The organism is Sphingobium sp. LF-16 (assembly GCF_003711185.1).
Lineage (GTDB): Bacteria > Pseudomonadota > Alphaproteobacteria > Sphingomonadales > Sphingomonadaceae > Sphingobium > Sphingobium yanoikuyae_A.
Window position 1 is genome coordinate 1,137,764 of the sequence record NZ_CP029335.1, and the last position, 18,954, is coordinate 1,156,717.

14 protein-coding genes and 2 tRNA genes are annotated in these 18,954 nt (G+C 65.9%); 7 read left to right on the forward strand and 9 right to left on the reverse strand.

Translation table 11 applies throughout. The features are described 5' to 3' along the window. Window positions 1-1,383 carry an MFS transporter gene (locus tag DIZ22_RS05470; protein ID WP_048936595.1) on the reverse strand — a complete coding sequence of 461 codons (1,383 nt, stop codon included), beginning with the start codon at window positions 1,381-1,383 and terminating at the stop codon, window positions 1-3. A gap of 364 nt (window positions 1,384-1,747) precedes the next feature. On the opposite strand from DIZ22_RS05470, the gene DIZ22_RS05475 reads away from it, so the two are divergent. Beyond that, the gene (locus DIZ22_RS05475) at window positions 1,748-4,753 is read left to right on the forward strand and encodes a TonB-dependent receptor (RefSeq protein ID WP_122928023.1); all 3,006 of its coding nucleotides are present in this window, start codon (window positions 1,748-1,750) and stop codon (window positions 4,751-4,753) included. A gap of 403 nt (window positions 4,754-5,156) precedes the next feature. Further along, the gene (locus tag DIZ22_RS05485) at window positions 5,157-5,585 is read left to right on the forward strand and encodes a hypothetical protein (RefSeq protein ID WP_048936593.1); all 429 of its coding nucleotides are present in this window, start codon (window positions 5,157-5,159) and stop codon (window positions 5,583-5,585) included. A gap of 81 nt (window positions 5,586-5,666) precedes the next feature. On the opposite strand, the gene DIZ22_RS05490 is transcribed toward DIZ22_RS05485, so the two are convergent. The 7 genes from DIZ22_RS05490 to DIZ22_RS05520 all read right to left on the reverse strand — a co-directional run bounded on the left by DIZ22_RS05490 (window position 5,667) and on the right by DIZ22_RS05520 (window position 11,718). After that, window positions 5,667-5,742 (reverse strand) — tRNA-Lys (locus DIZ22_RS05490). A 59-nt stretch (window positions 5,743-5,801) separates the two neighbouring features. Continuing rightward, window positions 5,802-5,877: transfer RNA gene (locus DIZ22_RS05495), tRNA-Lys, on the reverse strand. A gap of 121 nt (window positions 5,878-5,998) precedes the next feature. Continuing rightward, window positions 5,999-7,111, reverse strand: coding sequence for a rod shape-determining protein RodA (gene rodA, locus DIZ22_RS05500; RefSeq protein WP_017499258.1), 1,113 nt, complete (start codon window positions 7,109-7,111; stop codon window positions 5,999-6,001). After that, a complete protein-coding gene (gene mrdA / locus DIZ22_RS05505) occupies window positions 7,111-9,213 on the reverse strand; it encodes a penicillin-binding protein 2 (RefSeq protein WP_048936688.1) in 2,103 nt (700 codons plus the stop codon). The genes rodA and mrdA overlap by 1 nt, the downstream gene beginning before the upstream one ends. Next, a complete protein-coding gene (gene mreD / locus DIZ22_RS05510) occupies window positions 9,210-9,737 on the reverse strand; it encodes a rod shape-determining protein MreD (RefSeq protein WP_017499256.1) in 528 nt (175 codons plus the stop codon). Before mreD ends, mrdA begins: the two co-directional genes overlap by 4 nt. Next, window positions 9,734-10,654 carry a rod shape-determining protein MreC gene (gene mreC, locus DIZ22_RS05515; RefSeq protein ID WP_004212358.1) on the reverse strand — a complete coding sequence of 307 codons (921 nt, stop codon included), beginning with the start codon at window positions 10,652-10,654 and terminating at the stop codon, window positions 9,734-9,736. Before mreC ends, mreD begins: the two co-directional genes overlap by 4 nt. A gap of 17 nt (window positions 10,655-10,671) precedes the next feature. After that, window positions 10,672-11,718, reverse strand: coding sequence for a rod shape-determining protein (locus tag DIZ22_RS05520; RefSeq protein ID WP_004212359.1), 1,047 nt, complete (start codon window positions 11,716-11,718; stop codon window positions 10,672-10,674). A 134-nt stretch (window positions 11,719-11,852) separates the two neighbouring features. On the opposite strand from DIZ22_RS05520, the gene mutL reads away from it, so the two are divergent. Next, window positions 11,853-13,667, forward strand: coding sequence for a DNA mismatch repair endonuclease MutL (mutL, locus tag DIZ22_RS05525; protein ID WP_122928024.1), 1,815 nt, complete (start codon window positions 11,853-11,855; stop codon window positions 13,665-13,667). 10 nt (window positions 13,668-13,677) lie between these two features. Here the strand turns inward: mutL and sppA are convergent, their stop codons facing one another. Beyond that, a complete protein-coding gene (gene sppA, locus DIZ22_RS05530; protein WP_122928025.1) occupies window positions 13,678-15,561 on the reverse strand; it encodes a signal peptide peptidase SppA in 1,884 nt (627 codons plus the stop codon). A 154-nt stretch (window positions 15,562-15,715) separates the two neighbouring features. On the opposite strand from sppA, the gene gpmA reads away from it, so the two are divergent. From gpmA to DIZ22_RS05550, 4 genes are all read left to right on the forward strand, one after another. Then, entirely contained in the window at window positions 15,716-16,402 is a 687-nt protein-coding gene (gene gpmA, locus DIZ22_RS05535) for a 2,3-diphosphoglycerate-dependent phosphoglycerate mutase (RefSeq protein WP_004212364.1), read from the forward strand. Between the two features lie 228 nt (window positions 16,403-16,630). Continuing rightward, window positions 16,631-17,119, forward strand: coding sequence for a 5-(carboxyamino)imidazole ribonucleotide mutase (gene purE / locus DIZ22_RS05540; protein ID WP_010339039.1), 489 nt, complete (start codon window positions 16,631-16,633; stop codon window positions 17,117-17,119). An 8-nt stretch (window positions 17,120-17,127) separates the two neighbouring features. Beyond that, the gene (locus tag DIZ22_RS05545) at window positions 17,128-18,198 is read left to right on the forward strand and encodes a 5-(carboxyamino)imidazole ribonucleotide synthase (RefSeq protein ID WP_048936590.1); all 1,071 of its coding nucleotides are present in this window, start codon (window positions 17,128-17,130) and stop codon (window positions 18,196-18,198) included. Between the two features lie 127 nt (window positions 18,199-18,325). Further along, window positions 18,326-18,820 carry a dihydrofolate reductase gene (locus DIZ22_RS05550; RefSeq protein ID WP_048936686.1) on the forward strand — a complete coding sequence of 165 codons (495 nt, stop codon included), beginning with the start codon at window positions 18,326-18,328 and terminating at the stop codon, window positions 18,818-18,820. Window positions 18,821-18,954 lie beyond the last annotated feature (134 nt).

The window sequence follows — 18,954 nt, forward strand, 5'->3', positions numbered from 1 at the left end:
TCAGACCGGATCGCCTTCATGGGCGCGGCGCATCGAGGCGCGGCCGAGGGCGAAGAGAAGGGCGGCGGGCAGCAGCACGCAGAAGACGCTGGTAATGAGCGAGAGGCCCACCTTCATCTCGTCGCCCCACAGCTTGTCGGTGACGAGGCCGATGAAGGCCGGGCCGCCGGCCATGGCGATGAGGCCGGATGCCAGCACATAGAGTGCCGAGACGCGGCCGCGCAGATAGGCCGGGGTGACGACCTGGACGGTGGCCGGCCCCATGCTGGCGGTCGAGAGGATCAGCGCCATGAAGCACCAGTAGCAGGCGACCGTGGCCCAGGGGCTGGCGACCAGGAAGGCGGTGATGCCGAAGGGGGCGGCGGCCAGCACGGTCATCAGGCACCAGAAGAGATGCGCGTCCTTGCGACCCCGGCGATAGAGGCGGTCGACGGTCCAGCCATGGAGCGGGATCAGCGCGGCGGCAGCGATCTGGGCAATGCCGATCACCGGGCCGATCTGCGCGGGCTGCCAGCCATGGACGCGAGCGAGATAGACTGGCGTCCAGAGCTGGAAGCCGATGGTGGCGGCATAAGCGAGGCCGAAGCCGACGAAGGCGGCGGTGTAGAGCGGCTTGTGCCGGCGGATATAGGCCCATGCCTCGCCATAGCCCGCGCCCGCGCTCACGGCCTTGCGCCGGGGCGGTTCGCGGAACAGGAAGACGAGGAAGGCGAGCAGGATGCCGGGCGCGCCGGTCATGATGAACACCTGCTGCCAGGGCTGGAGCGTGCCGAAGAGCGGCCAGGTGGCAGGGCCGGCCTTCATCGCCGCGCCGACGATCGGGCCGCCCAGCAGGAAGACGATGCCCGCGCCCATGACGCCGCCCATGATGAAGACCGACATGGCGAGCGAGACGCGGTGTGGCGGGAAGCTGTCGCCGACGACCGAATAGCTGCCGGTGCCAAAGCCCGACTCGCCCGCGCCCACCCCGGCCCGCGCCATGGCGAGGCCGATGAAGCTGCCGGCAAGGCCGCAGGAGGCGGCGGCGATGCTCCACACCGTCACCGACAGATAGAGGACGATGCGGCGGCTGAAGCGGTCGAGCGCCATGCCGAGCGGAATGGCGCACAGGCAAAAGAGGAGGGCGAAGGCCGGTCCCTGGAGCAGGCTGATCTGGAGGTCGGAGAGACCCAGATCCTGTTTGATCGGGCCGACCATCAGCGCCATGATGTTCCGGTCGGTCAGCGACAGGATATAGAGCAGGAACAGGATCGCGACCGTGAGCCAGCCCATGAAGGGACTGGGATAGTCGGCGGTGGCCGGGGCAGGGGACGGCGGCGCGGGGCTGTCGATCGGCGCGGAGGGTGACGGCGAAGCGGACAGGGACAGGGCAGGTTCGCTCATCGACGGAACGCCCTGATTATCACCGATTCTCTGTTGCGCAGGCTCGACACCGACCTTCTCCATGCTGATCGCCGTGCCTGGTCCGCGGAGCGGCACGATCTGTTGCCGGCATAACGCACATTTTTGCACCATAGGTCAATATATGATGCGCCGCTTTTCGCGGCTTTATCCCCTGTCCCTAATAAGAAGGCCGGATTTCCGTTGCGGCAAGGGGGCAAATTCTTTTCGATCAAACATTTACCACTGGTGCAAAATTAGTTGACATCCACCGCTGGAGCGATAGAAATAAAAATGCACACCGGGATAATAATGACAGGTGTGGGCCAACGAGCCGACACATTGCGTCCAGGGAGAGGAAAGACCAATGTCCAAGCACAAGATTTTTGCGTCGTCGCTGGCGATCGGCGCCAGCATCGTCGCGATGACCGGCAGCGCGCTGGCGCAGAATGCGGCGGCGCCCGCACCGGCACCGGAGCAGGCCGCCGAGCAGGGTAGTGCCGCACCGGTCAGCACATCCGACATCGTCGTGACCGGCTCGCGCATCGTGCGCGATGGCTATACCGCGCCGACGCCGGTGACGGTCGCCACGACCGAGGAATTGTCGCGCACGACGCCGTCGAGCATTCCGGACGCGCTCAACAAGCTGCCGCAATTCTCCAATTCGCTGAGCCCGTCCAAGTCGGCGTCGAATTTCTCGAACGCGCCGATCCACGGCAATGTGCTCAACCTGCGCGGCCTGGGCACGCCCAGCGCCAATCCCAAGGGGCCGCTGCGCACGCTGATCCTGTTCGACGGCATGCGCGTATCGCCGACCGAATATATCGGCACGATCGACACCAATGTGCTGCCGCAGCTGCTGATGCAGCGGGTTGACGTGGTGACCGGCGGTGCCTCGGCCCAATGGGGCTCTGACGCGGTCGCGGGCGTCGTCAACTTCGTGCTCGACAAGAAATTCACCGGCATCAAGGGCGTGGCCCAGGCGGGCATTTCCGACGAGGGCGACAATGCCAACCAGCGCCTCGGCCTGGCAGTCGGCCAGGATTTTGCCGGCGGACGCGGGCATATTCTGCTGAGCGGCGAATATTCCAACAATGAAGGCATGCTGCGCAGCGATCGCGACTATGCGACCAAGGGCTATAGCTATGTCGGCAGCGTCGTGGGCTGCACCAAGCTGGCGAGCGAGCCGGCGTCGGTCTGTGCGCCCGGCGGCGCGCGCAACCCCTATACGATCGGGTCGAACATCCTGATTTCGGCGCTGGCGCCCAATGGCCGCATCACCGCCTCCAGCGTGGCGGGCAATCCCTATGTCGGGCAGGTCATCAACAATGATGGCACGACCCGGCCATTCAACACCGGCACGGCGGTCGGCACGACCGGCTTCCAGTCGGGCGGCGACGGTTACCAGATCCCGACCACCGGCGCGGCGGTCATCCCGCTGACCACCTATCAGGCCTTCGGGCGGCTGAGCTATGATCTGACCGACGACATCAACGCCTTCGTTCAGGGCAGTTGGTCGCGCTCGGACCTGGAATATTCGACCCAGGTGAATGCGCTGGTTCCCGCGTCGCAGGGCGTCACCATCTACAAGGGCAATCCCTATCTGTCGTCCGCGCTGAATTCGGCGCTGACGTCCGCGACGGACAGCTACACGGTCGGCCAATATGATGCCGGCCAGCCGACCGCCATCGCCAAGGAACGTACCGATTACTGGATGGTCAATGCCGGCTTCACCGGCAAGCTGGGCGGGCTCGACTGGAGCGCCACCTATTCGCATGGCGACTCCAAGCACATCCTGGCCAATTCCGGCCTCTATGACAGCAAGAAGCTCTATGCGGCGGCCGACGCCGTGGTCGATCCGAGCACTGGCCAGATCACCTGCCGCGTGCTGCTCGATCCGACCTATGCCAGCCAATATGCGGGCTGCAAGCCGATCGACGTGCTGCATGGCGATCCGTCCAAGTCGACGCCCGAAGGCTATGCCTATGCCACCGGCACGTCGCGTTACCGGGCCAGCATCCGTCAGGACAGCTTTGCGGTGAACCTGAGTGGCAGCCTGTTCGATTTGCCGGCCGGGCCGGTCGACTTCGCGGTCGGCGCGGAATATCGCAAGCAGACGCTGAACCTCACCAGCAATGCCGATCCCTCGCTGCTCGACACGGCGGCCGAGCGCAGCGCCTATTTCGCCGGCCTGCGCGGCGTGCCGGCCACCACCAACTTCTACTGGCTGACCAATGTCGGCACCGCGCATGGCAGCCTGAACGTCAAGGAAGCCTATGCCGAACTGGCGGTGCCGATCCTGAAGGACAAGCCCTTCTTCCGGGAACTCAGCATCAACGGCGCGGGCCGCATCACCGACTATTCGACGTCGGGCACGGTCGAAACCTGGAAGGTCGGTGCAACTTGGAAGCCGGTCGACGACCTGCTGCTGCGTGCCACCTTGTCGCGCGACATCCGTGCGCCCAACCTGTTCGAACTCTATTCGGGCGCGCAGAGCGGCATCGGCATCGTCAACGATCTGCAGACAGCCGATGGCAGCTATGGCAGCGGCCTCAACCAGAATGTGAACACGGTCACCAGCGGCAACGCCAATCTGAAGCCGGAAAAGGCCAAGACGCTGACGATCGGTGGCGTGCTGACGCCGTCCTTCTTCCCCGGCTTTTCGCTGTCGGTCGACTATTACAAGATCAAGGTCACGGGCCTGATCGACACGCTTTCGTCGCAGCAGATCATCACCAACTGCTATAATGCGGGCGGATCGGGCGTGGCCGAATGCGGCCTGATCGATCGGGCGACGCCGACCAGCCTGCCCTCGCTGGTGCATATCGTGCCGGCCAACATCGCCTTCCTGAAGACCGCCGGCATCGATTTCGACGCCAGCTATCGCACGGCGATGGGCGATGGGGCGCTCAGCCTGCGCCTCTACATGAACTATCTCGACAAGTTCGATGCCCAGCAATATGCGGGCGCGCCGATCGCCCATTATGCGGGCGTCAGCGTGGTCGGCAGCAACCCGGCCGGCTTCCCGCGCTGGCGCGGCAATTTCTCGATCGACTACAGCAACGGGCCGTTCGGCATCACCCTGTCCGAACAATATATTCACAAGATGCGGCTGGATATTCCCGGTGGGCCGGTGCCGATCCAGTTCGTCGACGATAAGGTGAAGGCGGTCTGGTATACCGACCTGGCCATGCGCTTCACCGTGCCTCAGGGGAATGGCAATTTCGAGCTGTTCGCCAACGTCAACAACCTGTTCGACAAGCAGCCGCCGATCATTCCGGGCACCGTGCCGGGGGTGAACCTGCCCACCAATATCGCAGTCTACGACTTTATCGGCCGGGCCTTCACGGCGGGCGTCCGCTTCAAATTCTGATAAAAGCCGAAGAGCCATTCGGGGCAAGCCGCTGGAGGCCGGATCATCCGGTTTTCAGCGGCTTTTTTTGTGTCGATGGGGTTGGCCAGCCGACTTGGAGATACCGGCGCCAAATAGCCGCAAAAGCGCCCAATGGCGGATCTGCGGTCGTCGCCTTTCACCGTCCTGTTCGGGTCGTTTGACGCTTGGGTCGAGCAGGAGGTACTGCCTGGCATTGAGGGCGGGACGCTGGACCGGCGGGATATGGTGGCGGTCGTCACTGCCCTGCATCGCTGGGAAGCGGACGGCACATGGGGGCAGGCATATGCTCGCTGATGGTGAACCCGCATGGCTGGTAGCATGGCGCGAGCGCGACCGTCAGTAGCAGTTGCCGTCGTAGGTAGTCACCGATAGGTTATCGCTCATGTGGGCGACAATCATTTCTGCGCTTGTGGCGCTTATCGGTTCAGCGGGTGCGATTTTGCTCACGAAGAGGCAAGAGCGTGAAGCGGCATGGCGGGCTAAGAAACTTGCTTACTACGAAGAGTTCTTGGGCGCGGCGAGCGGCATCGTAGGCGCTGCGCCCACCGAAGCCAAGATTAGGTTTGCGACGGCCGTGAACAACTTGCACCTGATTGGGTCGGGATCGGTAATCCGCGCCCTTCATGCTTTCACCGATGAAATCGCGGAGTCAAATTCACCCGGCATGACCAAGGAGCGCCACGACTTTCTGTGGTCAGAGCTGGTCTGGGAGATTCGTGCTGACCTTGGTGATGCCCCAGACGATCGTGCGTCCTTCAAGGCGAGGTTGTGGGCATCGGGCGCTGGCACAAACGCTCTACCGCGTCCCTAGCGCACTCTTACACGATGCTTATTGGTGGCGTGTAAGACCCAGTCCCGAACGGGGTAAGTTACTATATTTACTTGGAAAGTTTGGTGGACGCACTTGGGCTCGAACCAAGGACCCGCTGATTAAGAGTCAGCTGCTCTACCAACTGAGCTATGCGTCCACACTGGCCTATAAGCGATCCGCTGGGGGATCGAACCTGCATCAGGCCGATGCAGGATTTGGTGGACGCACTTGGGCTCGAACCAAGGACCCGCTGATTAAGAGTCAGCTGCTCTACCAACTGAGCTATGCGTCCATCCCGTTGCCGGTCAGTCTTGGTGGCTGATCGCTTCGGTGTGGGCGGGCTGTTAGCAGGCACATTTGATTCTGCAAACAGTAAATTGCGTTATCGCACAATTTTTTCGCGAGAGGCCCGCTCAGGCCCAGTTGCCGATGCGCGTGGTGCGCTTGGTCGAGCGGTCGATCGACATGATGATGCCCACGCACAGCATGACGGTCAGCATCGACGAACCGCCATAGGACATGAAGGGCAGGGGGATGCCGACCACCGGCGCAAGGCCCATGACCATCATTAGGTTGATCGCCATGTAGAAGAAGATGGTGGTGGTGAGGCCCGCCGCGACCAGGCGCGCGAACTTGTCGGGTGTGCGCAGCGACACGCGGATGCCCCAGCGGAACAGCAGCATGAAGGCGCCGATCAGGAACACGCCGCCGGCCATGCCCCATTCCTCCGCCATGGTGGCGAAGACGAAGTCGGTATGGCCTTCGGGCAGATATTGGAGATGGCTCTGCGTGCCCTGGAGGAAGCCCTTGCCCCAGATGCCGCCGGAGCCGATCGCGATCTTCGACTGGCTGATATGATAGCCTGCGCCCAGCGGATCGCTTTCCGGGTCCATGAAGATCAGGACGCGCTTCTTTTGATAGTCATGCAGGAAGCTGAAGGCGATCGGGATGATCGCGGCGACGGTGAGGCCGGAGCCGATGAACAGGCGCAGCGGCAGGCCGGCCAGGAACATGACGGTGATGCCGCCCGCCAGGATCATCGTCGCAGTGCCCAGGTCCGGCTGTACCAGCACCAGCGCCCAGGGAACGCCGATCAGCACCAGCGCGGGCCAGATGGCGTTCCAGCGGCGGATTTCCCCCACTGGCAGCATCGCATAGAAGCGGGCGACCGCCAGCACGATGATCGGCTTCATGAATTCCGACGGCTGCAACTGCATGAAGCCCAGGTTGATCCAGCGCTGACTACCGCCGGCGACGCCGCCGATCAGTTCCACCAGCACCAGCGACACCAGCACTGCGCCATAGGCCGGGAAGGCAAAGCGGGCGAACAGCTCCAGCGGGATGCGGCTCAGCACCAGCGCCATGACGGCGAAGATGACGAAGCGCACCCCCTGGTTGATCGCCCAGGGGGTGATGCTACCGCCCGCGGCGCTGTAGAGCACCAGGGTGCCGAACAGGGCGATGGCGGCAAGCAGGCCCAGCACGCGCCAGGGAAATTCGGTGACGGACTGGGGTATGATGCTCATTACGGGTTTCCAGGGCCGGGGGGCGCGGGCAGGTCGTCGCCATCATCGGCGTCCGCCGGGGGCGTTGCTGGTGGTGGCGGGCTGGCGGCGGGCGTGCTGGCGGTCGGCGCGGTCGCATGGGCGGCCTCGCTACCATTGGCGGCCGCCGCCGCCGGTGGCGGCGCCTGTCCCTTCTCGATCGCCTTGGCCAGGCGGAAGGCGGCCATCTGCCGGGCCTGGCGTTCGGCCGGGGTGCCGCCCCAGCCCTTTTCCAGCGTGACCAGCTTCTCCATCGCCTTCTGCGGATCGAACAGATAGGACATGGTGTCGCTCGCGATCATCGGCGCATCCTCGTTGCGGATGGTGTGGCCGCCATGTTCGATGATGCAGGCGATGGCATAACGGGGATTGTCGAACGGCGCGAAGCCCTGGAACAGGGCGTGGTCGCGCAGCTTGAAGGGCAGGCCGGCATTGCCGCGCACGCCGCCGGCGCGCTCCGCCATGGTGATGCGACGCACCTGCGCGGTGCCGGTCTTGCCGGCGATCAGCACATCGGGAATGCTCATGCGCGCCGCGCCGCCGGTGCCGCCGCCATTGACCACCGCGCTCATCGCGTCGCGGATCGTCACCAGATGCTCCTCGGGCACGCCGACCAGTGCCGGCTCGGGCCGGGCTGCGCCATGCAGGAAATTGGGCATCAACTGCCGCCCGGTCGCCAGCCGCGCCGCCATCACCGCCATCTGCAGCGGGTTGATCAGCATATAGCCCTGACCGATGGTCGCGTTGACGGTGTCGTACACCTGCCATTTCTGGTTATATTTCTTGAGCTTCCACGCCGGGTCCGGGACCGTGCCATAGCTCTGGCTGGGGAAGGGCAGGTCGAAGCGCTGGCCCATGCCGACGCGCCGGGCCATGCTGGCGATGCGGTCCATGCCGATCCGCTGGGCCATCTGGTAGAAATAGATGTCGCAGCTCTGGGCGATCGCGCCGCGCATGTTGAGCGGGCCATGGCCGCGCTTCTTGTGGCAGTGGAACAATGTGTTGCCGACGCGGATTGCGCCGCCGCAACTGACCGTCTCGGCCGGCGATACGCCCGCCTCCAGCAGCGCCAGCGCCACCATCGGCTTGACGGTCGATCCGGGCGGATAGAGGCCCTGCAGCACCTTGTTGCGCAGCGGGACATGGTCGTCCTTCGACAGCATTTCCCATTCCAGATGGCTGATGCCGTCGGAAAAGCTGTTGGGGTCGAAGCTGGGCATCGACGCGCAGGCCAGCACGTCGCCATTATGGCAGTCGATCACCACCACCGCGCCGCTCTGGGTGGCGAGGCGCCGGCCGGCATATTCCTGCAGGCCCGCGTCGATCGTCAGCTTGATCGGATTGCCGGGCGTGTCGGGGCGGGTGGTCAGTTCGCGCACGATCTTGCCGCGCGCGGTGACTTCCACCCGCTTGGCGCCGGGCTTGCCGGTCAGATGCTCGTCATAGGCGCGCTCCAGCCCGTCCTTGCCGACCTTGAAGCCCGGCGTGATGAGCAGCGGATCCTTGCGCTTCTTATAGTCTTCCGCGGTCGCCGCGCCGACATAGCCGAGCAGATGGCCGACCGTGGCGCCGGCGGGATAATGGCGCGAAAAGCCCTGGCTCGGCGCGACGCCGGGCAGGTCGGTCAGGCGGACGGAGACAGCGGCGAACTGGTCATAGGTCAGCTTGTCGGCGACCTGGACCGGACGGAAGCCGGCCGACTTGTCCAGTTCCTCCTTGATCCGATCGACATCGTCGGGCTGGAGCGAGAGGAGTTGCGCCAGATGGCCCACCGTCGCCTCGGCATCGACGATCCGCTGCGGGATCAGGTCGACGCGGAAATCGGTGCGGTTATTGGCCAGCGGACGGCCGTTGCGATCAACGATCCAGCCGCGCCGGGGCGGAATCAGCGTCAGGTTTACGCGATTGCTTTCCGACAGGAGCTGATATTTCTCGTTCTCGGCAATGCTGATCCAGCCCATGCGGCCGACCAGCAATGCGCCGATCGCGCCCTGCAGCCCGCCGACCACCATGGCCCGGCGGCTGAAGGTGAAACTCTGGGTGGCTTCGGTGACGATCTTGCGCTTGGGCGTCGGGAATTTCATGCCATCACGCGCCAGCGGTCGATCCGGGCGCATTGCCGGACGACGAAGGGAAAGAGCAATATCGTCCAGAGCATTTGGGGCGCGACCAGCAACAGTTTCACAGGACCTCCGCCGGTAATCCGCGCGAAGAAGACGCCGCCGGCGAGGCAGAAGATAATCGCCATGGTCGCGATTAACCAGTCCTGACGATAGCTGCGCCAGACGAGCCGATGCTCGATCGCGTCGATCCCGATCAGCATCACGGTCCACAGGAACATGGCCGAACCGATCGGCTGGCCGCTCATCATGTCGTCGAACAGGCCAAGCGGCAGGCCGACCCAGGCGCGCCACAATTCCGGGCGCAGCAACCGCCAGGCCAGCAGGACCAGCAGGCCGAAGGGCGGCATCGCCGGCGACTGGGCGATGACGGGCAGGATCGTCAGCATCGACCCCAGCATCACGGTCACCACCGGCGTTCCCGCCAGGCGCCAGCGCGACGGATGGCGGCCCAGGCGGGGAACCGGCGGCAGATTGCGATCGATCATGGCGTCGCGGCGTTCCCGGCGGCCAGGCCATTGGGGTCGCTGGTCGCGGCCACGCCCGGATCGGGGCGGGTCACGATCTGCTCGAAGGCGCGCTCCACCACCACGGCATCGACCTTGGTCGGGTTGGCGAGCGGCACGCCATAGGCGATCTCGCCCTGGACGCGGACGACCACGGCGACCGGGATATTGGGCTGGAAGATGCCGCCAATGCCCGACGTCACCAGCAGGTCACCCGGCTTGAACGGATTGCGACCGGCCGCGAGCGCACGGATCTCCAGCGATCCGTCGCCGCCGCCGGTGGAAATGGCCGGGACATTGTCGTTGGCGCGGCGCACCGGCACGATATTGCTCGTGTCGGTCAGCAGCAGCACTTCGGCGGTGTTGGGCGTGGTGGTATGGACGCGGCCGATCAGCCCCTCGGCTGCGCGGACCGGCATGCCCGGACGCACGCCCTGCCAGCTGCCGGCGTTGAGCCGGGCGAAGCGACGCGCGCTGCTGGCGGACGAACTGATGAGGCGCGCCGACAGCAGCGCGCTGCTGTCGACATCGACCAGCTTCAACAGCTTCTTGAGCCGCGCATTTTCCTGCGCGATGCCCTTTGCCTCGATGATCCGGTTGCGATCGGCCTCGACCTGACGGCGCAGGCCGACATTCTGGGAACCGGCGCGCCAATAGGCGGCCAGAACCTCGTCGATCGAGCTGACGCCGCTCACCGTCCGCTTCATGCCGGTGGACAGGGGGCGGGTGATTTCCGCCGTCCCTGTCCGGATCGCGGCAAAGCCGGTCGGATCGAAGATGGCGACAACGATCAGCAGCAGCGCGATCGCTGCCCCGGCCATTGCCACCACATAGCTGGCGAAGAGGCTATATTGCGCCTTCCGGTTATGACCGGGGCGTCGGCTGGGTGGCCGCGCCATCGTCTATGTCCCCCGGATCAGGCAGTCTGCAACACGCCCCGGAAGATCGGATCCTCCATCGCGCGGCCGGTGCCGATCGCGACGCAGGTCAGCGGATCTTCCGCGATGGTGACCGGCAGGCCGGTCTCGTCGCGCAATTCATCGTCCAGCCCCTTGAGCAGCGCGCCGCCGCCGGTCAGGACGATGCCCTGATCGACAATGTCGGCCGCCAGTTCGGGCGCGGTGTTTTCCAGGGCGATGCGCACGCCTTCGACGATCGTGCTGATCGGCTCGGCCAGTGCGTCGGCGATCTGGCCCTGGTTGATGCTGATTTCCTTGGGCACGCCGTTGACGAGGTCGCGACCCTTGATGTGGATCGTCTCGCCGACGCCGTCCTCGGGCGGCTGGGCAACGCCGAACTGCTTCTTGATGCGCTCGGCAGTGGCTTCGCCGATCAGCAGATTATGGTGGCGACGCACGAAGCTCACGATCGCCTCGTCCATCTTGTCGCCGCCGACGCGGACCGAGGTGGTGTAGGCCAGGCCGCGCAGCGACAGCACCGCGACTTCGGTGGTGCCACCGCCAATGTCGACGACCATCGAGCCGATCGGCTCGGTCACCGGCATGTCGGCGCCGATTGCGGCGGCCATCGGTTCCTCGATCAGGAACACCTGGCTGGCACCGGCATTGCTGGCGGCGTCGCGGATGGCGCGGCGCTCGACGCTGGTCGAACCCGACGGCACGCAGATCACGATCTCGGGCGCGCGCCAGGGGCTGTGCTTGCCGCCGTGCACCTTGTTGATGAAGTGCTTGATCATCTGCTCGGCCACGTCGATGTCGGCGATGACGCCGTCGCGCAGCGGGCGGATCGCCTCGATCGAATCCGGGGTCTTGCCCATCATCAGCTTGGCATCGTCGCCGACCGCCTTGACGCGCTTGACGCCGTTCAGCGTCTCGACCGCGACCACGGAAGGTTCATTGAGGACGATGCCGCGGCCACGGACATAGACCACGGTGTTGGCGGTGCCCAGGTCGATGGCCATGTCCTGGGAGGAAAATTTGAAGAGGCGCGAGAAGATCGACATGCTTCATCCTGTTTCGCCCGGTTGCGCCGGGACGGCAGTGTTCGTGTCCGCGCTCCGTCCCGCCCAAATCTATGCTGGAATATTTTTGGGGTCGCGGCTCGCGGAAAGCGCTCGCTTGGGCTAGTCACTAATCAATGTCAATACGCCGTCTGCCCGAACATCTGGTCAATCGCATTGCCGCAGGCGAAGTGGTCGAAAGACCCGCCAGCGCGCTCAAGGAAATCGTCGAAAACGCGCTGGATGCCGGCGCGACGCGCATCGCCGTGCGCCTGTCGAGCGGCGGGCTCGACCGGATCGAGGTCAGCGATGACGGCTGCGGCATGGATTCGCAGGACATGGCCCTGGCGCTGGAGCGCCATGCCACATCCAAGATGCCCGACGACGCGATCGAGAATGTCGCGACGCTCGGTTTCCGGGGCGAGGCGCTGCCCTCGATCGCGTCGGTCGCGCGCCTGTCGATCGACAGCCGGCCGCGCGGTGCCGATGGCTGGAACCGCACCGTCGACAATGGCGTGCTGGTGGCCGAAGGGCCGGCCGCACTGCCACCCGGCACCCGCGTTACCGTCGACCAGCTCTTCGCCAGGGTGCCCGCGCGGCGCAAATTCCTGCGCTCGGCCAAGTCGGAATATGCCGCCTGCCTCGACGTCATGCGCCGCCTCGCCATGGCGCATCCGTCGGTCGCCTTCTCGGTCGAGCATGACGGCCGCCGCGTGCTGGGCGTGCAGGCGGGCGAGGCGCGCGAGGAGCGGGTCGCCGCGCTCACCGACCGGCAGCTGGCCGACAATCATGTGATCGTCAGCCTGGAGCGGGACGGGGTGCAACTTTCCGGCGTCGCCTCGCTGCCGACCTACAATCGGGGCGTTGGCGATCATCAATATCTGTTCGTCAATGGCCGCCCGGTCCGTGATCGGCTGCTGATCGGCGCGCTGCGCGGCGCCTATGCCGACATGCTGGCGCGCGATCGCCATCCGGTGGTCGCCCTGTTCCTCGACGTCCCGCCGCTGGAGGTGGACGTCAATGTCCACCCCGCCAAGACCGAGGTGCGTTTCCGCGACCCGGCGCTGATTCGCGGCATGATCGTCTCAGGCCTGCGCCGCGCGCTTGATGCCGAGGGCTTTCGCGCCGTGCAGCATGACGATCCCGCCGCGCTCAACGCCTGGCGGCCCGAACCGCTGTCGCCCACGCCGATCGGTGCCATGCCGATCTTCGAGGCGGCGGCCACGCCCTATGCGCCGCCCAGCTACAGCCAGTTCGCGCCATCCTCGCCCGCCAGCTATCAGGGGGTAGGGGATCGACGGCCGAATTTCCTGACCCCGCCGCCCCAGGCGCGCGCGGAGCCCGCCGCCGCGCCCGCACCCGAAGGGCACAGCTTCCCGCTGGGCGTGGCGCGCGGCCAGGTAGCCCGCACCTATATCGTCGCCGAGGCCGAGGATGGGTTGGTCATCGTCGATCAGCATGCCGCGCATGAGCGGCTGACGCTGGAACGGATGCGCCGGGCGATGGAGGGGCAGGGCGTCGCGTCCCAGGCACTGCTGCTGCCCGAGGTGGTCGAACTGGACGAGCCGGCCTGCGACCGGCTGGAGGCGCGGGTCGCCGAACTCAAGGAATTCGGCCTGGAACTGGAGCGCTTCGGCCCCTCCGCCATGCTGGTGCGCGCCACTCCGGCGATGCTGGGGCAGGGCGATGTGCAGGGGCTGGTCTCCGACCTTGCCGATGATCTTGCCGCCTATGACAGCGCCTTGTCGCTCAAGGAACGGCTCGATCTGGTCGCGGCGACCATGGCCTGCCACGGCTCGGTCCGCGCCGGTCGTATCCTGAGCGTCGCGGAAATGAACGCCCTGCTGCGCGAAATGGAGGTGACCCCGCGATCTGGCCAATGCAATCATGGCCGGCCCACCTGGGTGAAGCTCGGCCATGGCGATATCGAGAAATTGTTCGGGCGGAAGTGACGGCCTGGCGTCAGTGCCAGGCTGATCCCAGCAACGCCAGCCATCCGCGCGCATCCGCCTGGCTTGCAGGCCTGGGCGCGCCATAGCCGCGGCATTCCAGGCAGTCGGCGCGCACGCCCGCGCCGCTCACCAGCCGGCGCACATCGGCGACGGCCTGCAGCGCCCAACGCTGCTGCAGCTTCGCTTCGCGACCGATCAGGTCGCGCGGGGCGCCGGCATCGTCCTTCTCGCGGTCGGCGATCGACTGGATGAACTCGGCGAACTTGTCCGGCTGCTTCTCGATCCAGTAGGGCTTGGCCTTGGCCGGATCGATCTTGGCGCGGCGCGCGGCTTCGGCGATCGCGTCATTGAGGTCGCCGAACCGGTCAATGAGGCCGATCTGGCGGGCGGTGCCGCCGTCCCAGACGCGGCCCTGGGCGATGGTGTCGATCTGCGCCGGCGTCTTGTGCCGCGCCTGTGCGACCAGGCCGACGAACCGGCGATAGATATCCTCGACCCCCATCTGCATGATCTGGTCGAATTGCGGCGTGGTGCCGCCGGCGATGTCGGGCTGGCCCGACAAAGGCGTGGTGCGCACGCCGTCGGTGGTGATGCCCATCTTGGCCAGCGTGCCCTCGAAGCTCGGAATGATGCCGAACACGCCGATCGATCCGGTGACGGTATCGGGTTCGGCAAAGACGATGTCGGCCGGGGTCGAGACCCAATAGCCGCCGCTTGCCGCGACATTGCCCATCGACACGACGATCGGCAGGCCGCCGGACTTGGCCTCCATGATGGCACGGCGGATCTTCTCCGACGCCTGCACCGATCCGCCCGGCGAATCGACGCGCACGACCAGGGCCTTCAAGTCCTTCTCGTCCAGTGCCTTGAGCAGCAGGTCGGAAATCGTGTCGCCCGCCGCGGTGCCGGGGCCGGCCTCGCCATCGACAATGTCGCCGGCCACGGTCAGCACGCCGATCTGCCCGTCATTGGCGGGCTTCCTGGCCTTCACATAGGCGGCATAGTCGATCGCGGCATAATCGGTCTCGTCCTTGTCGGATGGATCGCCCGCAACCTTGGCCACGCGCTCTTCAAAGGCTTCCTGATCGCCCAGCTGGTCGACCAGCCCGGCGGCCAGCGCAGCCTTGGCCATGTCGCCGCCGGCAGCGCTGGCGGCGGTGGCGGGATCGGCGGCGTAGGCCGCGACCTTGGCCTTCGGGCGCGCCTTGGTCACGTCATCCTGCCAGTTCTGCCACAGCGCGCCAGCCAGTTCCTGATTGGCCTGCTTGGCCGCGGGCGACTGGTCGGCGCGGATATAGGGTTCGACGAAGCTCTTGTAGGTGCCGACGCGATAGACATGGGTGTTGACGCCCAGCTTGTCGATCAGCCCCTTATAATAGAGGCCGGAGCCGCCGCGTCCGGCGATGGCGACGCCGCCCATCGGGTCGACCCAGGCTTCGCTGGCATGGGCCGCGAGCTGGTAACTGTCGTCGCTATAGAGGGTGGCAAAGGCGAAGACCGGCTTCTTGGCGGCGCGCACCGCGTCCAGCGCCTTGCCGACGCGGGCGATGGCGACCTGACCGCCGCCGGTGAAATCGTCGAGGTCGAGCACGACCGCCTTCACCTTGTCGTCGGTGCGGGCGGCGTCGAGCGCGGTCAATATGTCGGACAGGCGATATTCCTTCGCCTGGTCGCCCGAGCCCGACAGGATGGCGGTGGCGCTGACCTCGGCCGGTTGTTCGACGATGCTGCCGTCCAGGTCCAGCAACAGCGCGCCGCTGCCGATCGGCTTGGCCGGCTTGGGCGAGAAGGACAGGGCGGCATAGAGCAGCCCGAAGAAGAGCAGGAGGAACAGGAGCACCAGTCCGTCCTTGATCGCGACCAGGATGCGCCACGCGCCCTTCACAAATGCCAAATCGCCGTTCCTTTTCCGTTGGTCGTCCCGAGCTATCGCATCGCCGGTTTGACTGCAATGTGGGCTTGTCCTGACCCGCGACAAGCTTGCGCGCATAATTTTGCCCGCTATGGCAGGCGCATCTTTCGCCCCTATCGTGCAGGAGACACGCCCGATGCCCACGCTCGTCCTCATCCGCCATGGTCAGTCGACCTGGAACCTGGAAAACCGCTTCACCGGCTGGTGGGATGTCGACGTGACGGAAAAGGGCGCGGAAGAGGCGCGCGCCGCCGGCCGGCTGATGAAGGAAAAGGGGCTGGATTTCGACCAGTGCTTCACCTCGCTCCAGACTCGCGCGATCAAGACGCTGAACCTGGCGCTGGAGGAAATGACCCGGCTGTGGCTGCCGGTCGAGAAGGACTGGCGCCTCAACGAGCGCCATTATGGCGGCCTCACCGGCCTCAACAAGGCCGAGACCGCGGCCAAGCATGGCGACGATCAGGTCAAGATCTGGCGCCGCAGCTTCGACATTCCGCCGCCGGTGCTGGAAGCGGGCAGCGAGTTCGACCTGTCGAAGGACCGCCGCTATGACGGCATCGCCATCCCGTCGACCGAGAGCCTGAAGGACACGATCGCCCGCGTGCTGCCCTATTGGGAAGGCCGCATTGCGCCGGAACTGCGCGCCGGCAAGCGCGTGCTGATCTCCGCCCATGGCAATTCGCTGCGCGCGCTGGTCAAGCATCTGTCGAACATCCCCGATGACGAGATCACCGAGCTGGAAATCCCGACCGGCCAGCCGATCGTCTATGAACTGGCCGACGATCTGACCGCGACCGATCGCTATTATCTGTCGGAACGCTGATCCTCCCCGGCACGGGGGGGGGGGCGCGAAGCGGCGTGGTGGAGGGGCACGCGCCCTCTTGCGCTTCTCTTCTTCCCCTGTGTCAGGCGGCACCTGCCCCTCCGTCAGGCCTTTGGCCTGCGACCTCCCCTGAAGGGGAGGAATAGCATTGCCCCTTGGCGGCCCGGCCGCTAAGGGGCTTTGCTTTCCGGGCAGGCCGGCGGGCCGCCCCATCAGGGGAAGCAAATTATGAGCGGGGCAGTGGAAGTCGGCATCATCATGGGCTCGCGCTCCGACTGGGAGACGATGCGTCATGCCGCCGAGACGCTGGAAGCGCTGGGCGTCGCCCATGAGTGCAAGGTCGTGTCCGCCCATCGCACCCCGCAGCGCCTCTATGATTATGCCACCAGTGCCGCCGGCCGCGGCCTCAAGGTCATCATCGCCGGTGCCGGCGGGGCCGCCCATCTGCCCGGCATGGCCGCATCGATGACCCGCCTGCCGGTGCTGGGCGTGCCGGTGGAGTCCAAGGCATTGAAGGGCATGGATTCGCTGCTCTCCATCGTCCAGATGCCCGGCGGCATCCCGGTCGGCACGCTGGCCATCGGCAAGCCCGGCGCGATCAATGCGGGCCTGCTCGCCGCGTCGATCCTGGCGACGCATGACGATGCGCTGGCGCAGCGGCTGGACGCCTGGCGCGCGCGCCAGACCGACGCCGTCGCCGAAACCGTCGAGGACTGATCCCGATCATGACGACCATTGCCCCCGGCGCCACCATCGGCATCCTTGGCGGCGGCCAGCTTGGCCGGATGATCGCCATGGCCGCGGCCCAGCTTGGCTATCGCACCCATATCTACGCGCCAGAGGAAAGCGGCCCCGCCGCCGATGTCTCGCCGAGCTGGACCCAGGGCGCCTATGAGGATGCCGCCGCGCTCGCCGCCTTTGCCGAGGGCGTGGACGTCGTCACCTATGAGTTCGAGAATATCGATCCGTCGGCGGTTGAGGTGCTGGCGAGCCATGGGCTGGTCCGTCCCGGCGCCGGTGCGCTGCGCGTCGCGCAGGATCGTCTGGCCGAAAAGCGTTTCGTCGCCGATCTGGGCGGCCTGACCGCGCCGTTCGCGCCGGTCGACAGCCTGGACGATCTGGAAACCGCGATCGAAACGATCGGCAGCCGCGCGATCCTCAAGACGAACCGCATGGGCTATGACGGCAAGGGCCAGGCCCGGATCAACGAGCCGGGCGACGCGGTCGGCGCCTGGAATGCGATCGGCCGCCAGCCCGCGATCCTTGAAGGCTTCGTCACCTTCGATCAGGAATATTCGGTGATCCTGGTGCGCGGCGCCGATGGCGCGGTGTGCTTCTGGGATTCGGCCGCCAACGTCCATGTCGACGGCATCCTCGCCACTTCGACCGTGCCGGCCGGCTCGCTGATCGAGGGGCAGTTGCCCGCCGCCCGCGCGCTGGCCAAGCAGGTCGCCGATGCGCTCGACTATGTCGGCGTGCTGACGCTGGAATTCTTTGCCAGCGCCGACGGCCCGGTGTTCAACGAAATGGCGCCGCGCGTCCATAATAGCGGCCACTGGACGACGGAAGGCGCGCTCACCAGCCAGTTCGAGAACCATGTTCGTGCGATCTGCGGCCTGCCGCTTGGCGATACGGGCCTGGCCGCCCGGCAGGTCGAGATGCGTAACCTGATCGGCGACGATGCGGCGGAATGGCTGGCGATCCTGTCCGACCCGGAAAATCACCTTCACCTCTATGGCAAGCATGAGGCGCGTCCGGGCCGCAAGATGGGGCATGTGACGCGGTTGTCGCTTTAATCTATTCACGTCGTCATCCCCGCGAAGGCGGGGATCCATCTCGCGCGTTCGCCCTATTGGCTTGGTTCGGTGATGGATTCCCGCCTGCGCGGGAATGACGAAATTTTTTGGCGGAGGAAGCGCGATCATGAGCGAGCAGCCCGACATCGTCCTGATCCTGGCCCGCGCCGACAATGGCGTGATCGGCCGGGATGGCGATCTGCCCTGGCGGCTGCCGGCCGACCTCAGGCATTTCAAGGCGCTGACCGCCGGCCATCCGATGCTGATGGGGCGCAAGACATTCGACAGCCTGCCCGGCCTGCTGCCCGGCCGTCGCCATATAGTGCTGACCCGCGACCGGGACTGGACGGGCGAGGGGGCGGAGGTCGCCCATGATGTCGACGCGGCGATCGCGCTGGCCGACGCGCCGGTGCTGATGGTGATCGGCGGCGCGGAAATCTATCGCCTGTTCCTCGACCGGGCCGACCGGATCGAACTGACCGAGGTGCATGTCGACGCCGAAGGCGACACCCATATCGCCTATCCCGATCCGGCGGGCTGGCGCGAGACGGCGCGTGCGGATCATCCCGCGCTGGACGGGCGGCCGGCCTACAGCTTTGTGACGTTCGGGCGGAAGCCATAAACTTTCCTTCCGTTCGCCCTGAGCGAAGTCGAAGGGGCCCGTCGAGCGCAGCGAGACGCCCCCCTCCAGTTAAGTTTGGCGTTGAGGTGCACTTCGCTCCGCTCAGTGCAAGGCTTCGACTTCGCTCAGCCCGA

Coding starts and splice junctions, on each gene's coding strand:
- DIZ22_RS05470 (WP_048936595.1), bottom strand. CDS start 1,383: ATGAGCGAACCTGCCCTGTCCCTGTCCGCTTCGCCGTCACCCTCCGCG.
- DIZ22_RS05475 (WP_122928023.1), top strand. CDS start 1,748: ATGTCCAAGCACAAGATTTTTGCGTCGTCGCTGGCGATCGGCGCCAGC.
- DIZ22_RS05485 (WP_048936593.1), top strand. CDS start 5,157: ATGTGGGCGACAATCATTTCTGCGCTTGTGGCGCTTATCGGTTCAGCG.
- rodA (WP_017499258.1), bottom strand. CDS start 7,111: ATGAGCATCATACCCCAGTCCGTCACCGAATTTCCCTGGCGCGTGCTG.
- mrdA (WP_048936688.1), bottom strand. CDS start 9,213: ATGAAATTCCCGACGCCCAAGCGCAAGATCGTCACCGAAGCCACCCAG.
- mreD (WP_017499256.1), bottom strand. CDS start 9,737: ATGATCGATCGCAATCTGCCGCCGGTTCCCCGCCTGGGCCGCCATCCG.
- mreC (WP_004212358.1), bottom strand. CDS start 10,654: ATGGCGCGGCCACCCAGCCGACGCCCCGGTCATAACCGGAAGGCGCAA.
- DIZ22_RS05520 (WP_004212359.1), bottom strand. CDS start 11,718: ATGTCGATCTTCTCGCGCCTCTTCAAATTTTCCTCCCAGGACATGGCC.
- mutL (WP_122928024.1), top strand. CDS start 11,853: ATGTCAATACGCCGTCTGCCCGAACATCTGGTCAATCGCATTGCCGCA.
- gpmA (WP_004212364.1), top strand. CDS start 15,716: ATGCCCACGCTCGTCCTCATCCGCCATGGTCAGTCGACCTGGAACCTG.
- purE (WP_010339039.1), top strand. CDS start 16,631: ATGAGCGGGGCAGTGGAAGTCGGCATCATCATGGGCTCGCGCTCCGAC.
- DIZ22_RS05545 (WP_048936590.1), top strand. CDS start 17,128: ATGACGACCATTGCCCCCGGCGCCACCATCGGCATCCTTGGCGGCGGC.
- DIZ22_RS05550 (WP_048936686.1), top strand. CDS start 18,326: ATGAGCGAGCAGCCCGACATCGTCCTGATCCTGGCCCGCGCCGACAAT.